Source organism: Pseudomonas sp. 24 E 13, assembly GCF_900004715.1.
In the GTDB taxonomy this organism is placed as follows: domain Bacteria; phylum Pseudomonadota; class Gammaproteobacteria; order Pseudomonadales; family Pseudomonadaceae; genus Aquipseudomonas; species Aquipseudomonas orientalis_A.
In genome coordinates this window covers 21,724-25,478 of sequence record NZ_CVTO01000149.1, presented here as the reverse complement: position 1 = coordinate 25,478, position 3,755 = coordinate 21,724, and the positions used below count along the sequence as shown (strand labels likewise).

Genomic DNA, 3,755 nt, shown 5'->3' with positions numbered 1-3,755 from the left:
TCCCACGGGTTTTCAGCAGCGGTGCCCATGCCTGGGCCAAGCCGATCAGCCCGGCCTTGCTCGCGGCATAGTTGGCCTGCCCGCGATTGCCGGCGATGCCGCTGATGGAGGCCAGCAGCACCACGCGGGCGTTGTCGTGCAGGGTGCCGCTGTCGAGCAGTGCCTGGGTCAGCACCTGCGGCGCATTGAGATTGACCGCCAGCACGGCGTCCCAGTATTCCGGGGTCATGTTGGCCAGGGTCTTGTCGCGGGTGATACCGGCGTTGTGCACCAGGATATCGAGGCCGTCGGGCAAGTGTTCGATCAACTGCGCGGCGGCGTCCTCGGCGCAGATATCCAGCGTGAGGGTGCGCGCGTTCAAGCGTGCGGCCAGGGCGTCAAGGTCGGCCCTGGCTTGGGGCACATCCAGCAGGATCACCTCGGCGCCATCACGCACCAGCGTTTCAGCGATGGAGGCGCCGATACCCCGGGCAGCGCCGGTCACCAGCGCCTTGCGCCCGGCCAGCGGGCGCGTCCAATCCTCGACCGGCGTGGCGCAGGCTTCCAGGCGAATCACTTGCCCTGAGATATAGGCGCTCTTGGGTGAGAGGAAAAACCGCAACGCGCCTTCCAGCTGGTCTTCGGCACCCTCGCCCACGTACAGCAACTGCAACACACCGCCGCTGCGCAGTTCCTTGGCCAGGGAGCGGCTGAACCCCTCCAGGGCGCGCTGGGCGCTGGCAGCGAACGGATCGCCGAGGCTTTCCGGCGCGCGGCCAAGAATCACCAGGTGTGCGCTGGGAGCGAGGTTTTTCAGCAATGGCTGGAAGAATTCGCGCAGCTGCTTGAGCTGGTCGGTGTGTTGCAAGTCACTGGCGTCGAACACCACGGCCTTGAGTTTGGGGCCGTGCCCCGGAATCCACGCCGGCGCGTCCAGCGTTTGGGCGCCATAGCTGTACAACGCATCGGTGAGTTTGTTGGCAAACGGCAGGACTTTATTCGCCAGCGCGCCGCCGCCCAGCAGCAGTGCACCTTCCACCGGGCGCAGGCGCCCGGCTTGCCAGCGTTCCAGGCGTACCGGTGACGGCAGGCCAAGGGCGGCGACCAGGCGATGGCCGAGGCTGGAGTTGGCGAAGTCGATATAACGGTCAGACATGGAACGCTCTCCGAAGACTGGGGTTCAAAGGGTTGACCATCCCAGGGTAGCAGTCGTTCGACTAGGCTCAGTGATCAAGCCCATAACAGACAGAGGGAGCTTTCCATGACTCAATTGCGCCGTGTGGCGATCATTGGCGGTAATCGCATTCCCTTCGCCCGCTCCAATGGCCCCTACGCCACGGCCAGTAACCAGGCAATGCTCACCGCCGCCCTGGAGGGCCTGATCGAACGTTTCAACCTGCACGGTCTGCGCATCGGCGAGGTGGCGGCCGGCGCGGTGCTCAAGCATTCCCGCGACTTCAATCTCACCCGCGAATGCGTGCTCGGCTCGCGCCTGTCGCCGCAAACCCCGGCCTACGATGTGCAGCAAGCCTGCGGCACCGGGCTGGAGGCCGCCTTGCTGGTGGCCAACAAGATTGCCCTGGGCCAGATCGAATGCGGCATTGCCGGTGGGGTGGACACCACCTCCGATGCGCCGATTGGGGTCAATGAAGGCTTGCGCAAGCTGTTGCTGCAAGCCAACCGCAGCAAGTCCATGGCGGATAAGCTTAAAGTCCTGTTACAACTTCGTCCGCATCACCTCAAGCCGCAGCTGCCGCGCAACGGTGAACCGCGCACCGGGTTGTCCATGGGCCAGCACTGCGAGCTGATGGCGCAGACCTGGCAGATTCCCCGCGCCGAGCAGGACCAGCTTGCCCTTGAGAGCCACCGGAACATGGCCGCCGCCTACGCCGAAGGCTGGCACAACGATTTGCTCACGCCGTTTCTGGGCCTTACCCGCGACAACAACCTGCGCCCTGACCTGAGCCTGGAAAAACTCGCCGCGCTCAAGCCCGCGTTCGAACGCAGTGAAAAAGGCACGCTCACCGCCGGCAACTCCACGCCGCTGACCGACGGCGCCTCGCTGGTGCTGCTGGGCAGCGAGGCCTGGGCCAGGGAGCGCGGTTTGCCGATCCTCGCGTACCTGCGCGACGGCGAAGCGGCGGCGGTGGACTTCGTCAACGGTGCCGAAGGCCTGCTGATGGCGCCGGTGTACGCCGTCCCGCGTTTGTTGGCGAGGAATGGCCTGACGCTGCAGGACTTCGATTACTACGAGATCCACGAAGCGTTCGCTGCCCAAGTGTTGTGCACGCTCAAGGCTTGGGAAGACGCCGATTACTGCAAAACGCGCCTGGGCCTGGAGGCGCCGTTGGGCGCCATCGACCGCAGCCGTCTCAACGTCAAGGGCAGTTCACTGGCCGCCGGGCATCCGTTTGCCGCGACCGGTGGGCGCATTGTCGCCAACCTGGCCAAGTTGTTGGATGCGGCGGGCAAAGGCCGTGGCTTGATTTCGATCTGCGCGGCGGGGGGGCAGGGCGTGACGGCGATCATTGAACGATGAACGAGGCTTGACGAATCCCCCTTGCAGGAGCGAGCGTGCTCGCGAAAGATGTCACGGATAACGCGTGCATCCTGGATAAACGCGTTGCCTTTGAGTTCTTCGCGAGCAAGCTCGCTCCTACAGGAAATTGCGGTAGCCTCTCCCTCCAACGAGTGGATTGCCGTATAACGAGTGCCACACGCGTGTTTGGTAATACAGGACCCACAATAAAAGCTGATGAAGACTCCTAAACGCATTGAACCCCTGATCGAAGACGGTCTGGTCGACGAAGTGCTGCGCCCACTCATGAGTGGTAAAGAAGCAGCTGTTTATGTGGTGCGCTGCGGCAACGAATTGCGTTGCGCCAAGGTTTACAAGGAGGCGAATAAACGAAGTTTTCGTCAGGCGTCCGAATACCAGGAAGGCCGCAAGGTCCGTAACAGCCGTCAGGCCCGGGCCATGGCCAAGGGCTCCAAGTTCGGCAAGAAAGAAACCGAAGATGCCTGGCAGAACGCCGAAGTGGCGGCGTTGTTCCGCCTGGCCGGGGCGGGCGTTCGCGTGCCCAAGCCGTACGACTTTCTCGAAGGCGTGCTGTTGATGGAGCTGGTGGCCGACGAGTACGGCGATGCGGCGCCGCGTCTGAACGACGTGACGCTGGAGCCGGACCAGGCGCGCGAATACCACGCCTTCCTGATTTCCCAGATCGTGCTGATGCTGTGTACCGGGCTGGTGCATGGTGACTTGTCCGAGTTCAACGTACTGCTCACGCCGACCGGCCCTGTGATCATCGACCTGCCCCAGGCAGTGGATGCGGCGGGCAACAACCACGCGTTCAACATGCTGGAGCGGGACGTGGGCAACATGGCTTCCTACTTCGGGCGCTTTGCCCCGGAGCTGAAGAAGACCAAGTACGCCAAGGAAATGTGGGCGTTGTACGAAGCCGGCACCTTGCACCCAGCCAGTATCCTGACCGGTGAGTTCGACGAGCCGGAAGAACTGGCGGACGTGGGCGGTGTGATCCGCGAGATCGAAGCGGCGCGGCTGGACGAAGAGCGCAAGCAAGCGATTCGTGCGGCGGACGATGCGCCATCGACCAAGACGGCAGAAGAACCGCCGCCTCCCTGGATGCAGTGAACTTCAGGTAGACGAAGATCAACGTGTGGGAGGGGGCTTGCCCCCGATGGCGGATTGTAGGAGCGAGCTTGCTCGCGAAAAACTCACAGGCACCGCGTTCATTCAGAAAGCACGCGTTATCGTT

General features: G+C 63.3%; 3 protein-coding genes. 2 read left to right on the top strand and 1 reads right to left on the bottom strand.

Going from position 1 to position 3,755, the window contains the following annotated elements; all coding sequences use genetic code 11:
• Window positions 1–1,135 (bottom strand): 3-oxoacyl-ACP reductase (locus BFP90_RS21520; RefSeq protein WP_065897934.1); only part of this gene is annotated, 1,135 nt, incomplete at its 3' end.
• 105 nt (window positions 1,136–1,240) lie between these two features.
• Between BFP90_RS21520 and BFP90_RS21515 the strand changes: the two genes are divergently transcribed.
• On the top strand, window positions 1,241–2,518 hold the full coding sequence (locus tag BFP90_RS21515) for an acetyl-CoA C-acetyltransferase (RefSeq protein WP_065897933.1): 1,278 nt from the start codon (window positions 1,241–1,243) through the stop codon (window positions 2,516–2,518).
• Between the two features lie 216 nt (window positions 2,519–2,734).
• A complete protein-coding gene (locus BFP90_RS21510) occupies window positions 2,735–3,631 on the top strand; it encodes a PA4780 family RIO1-like protein kinase (protein WP_065894635.1) in 897 nt (298 codons plus the stop codon).
• Window positions 3,632–3,755 lie beyond the last annotated feature (124 nt).

Bases quoted from the DNA above. Each gene is read 5' to 3' on its own strand.
- BFP90_RS21515 (WP_065897933.1), top strand. From the start codon at position 1,241: ATGACTCAATTGCGCCGTGTGGCGATCATTGGCGGTAATCGCATTCCC.
- BFP90_RS21510 (WP_065894635.1), top strand. From the start codon at position 2,735: ATGAAGACTCCTAAACGCATTGAACCCCTGATCGAAGACGGTCTGGTC.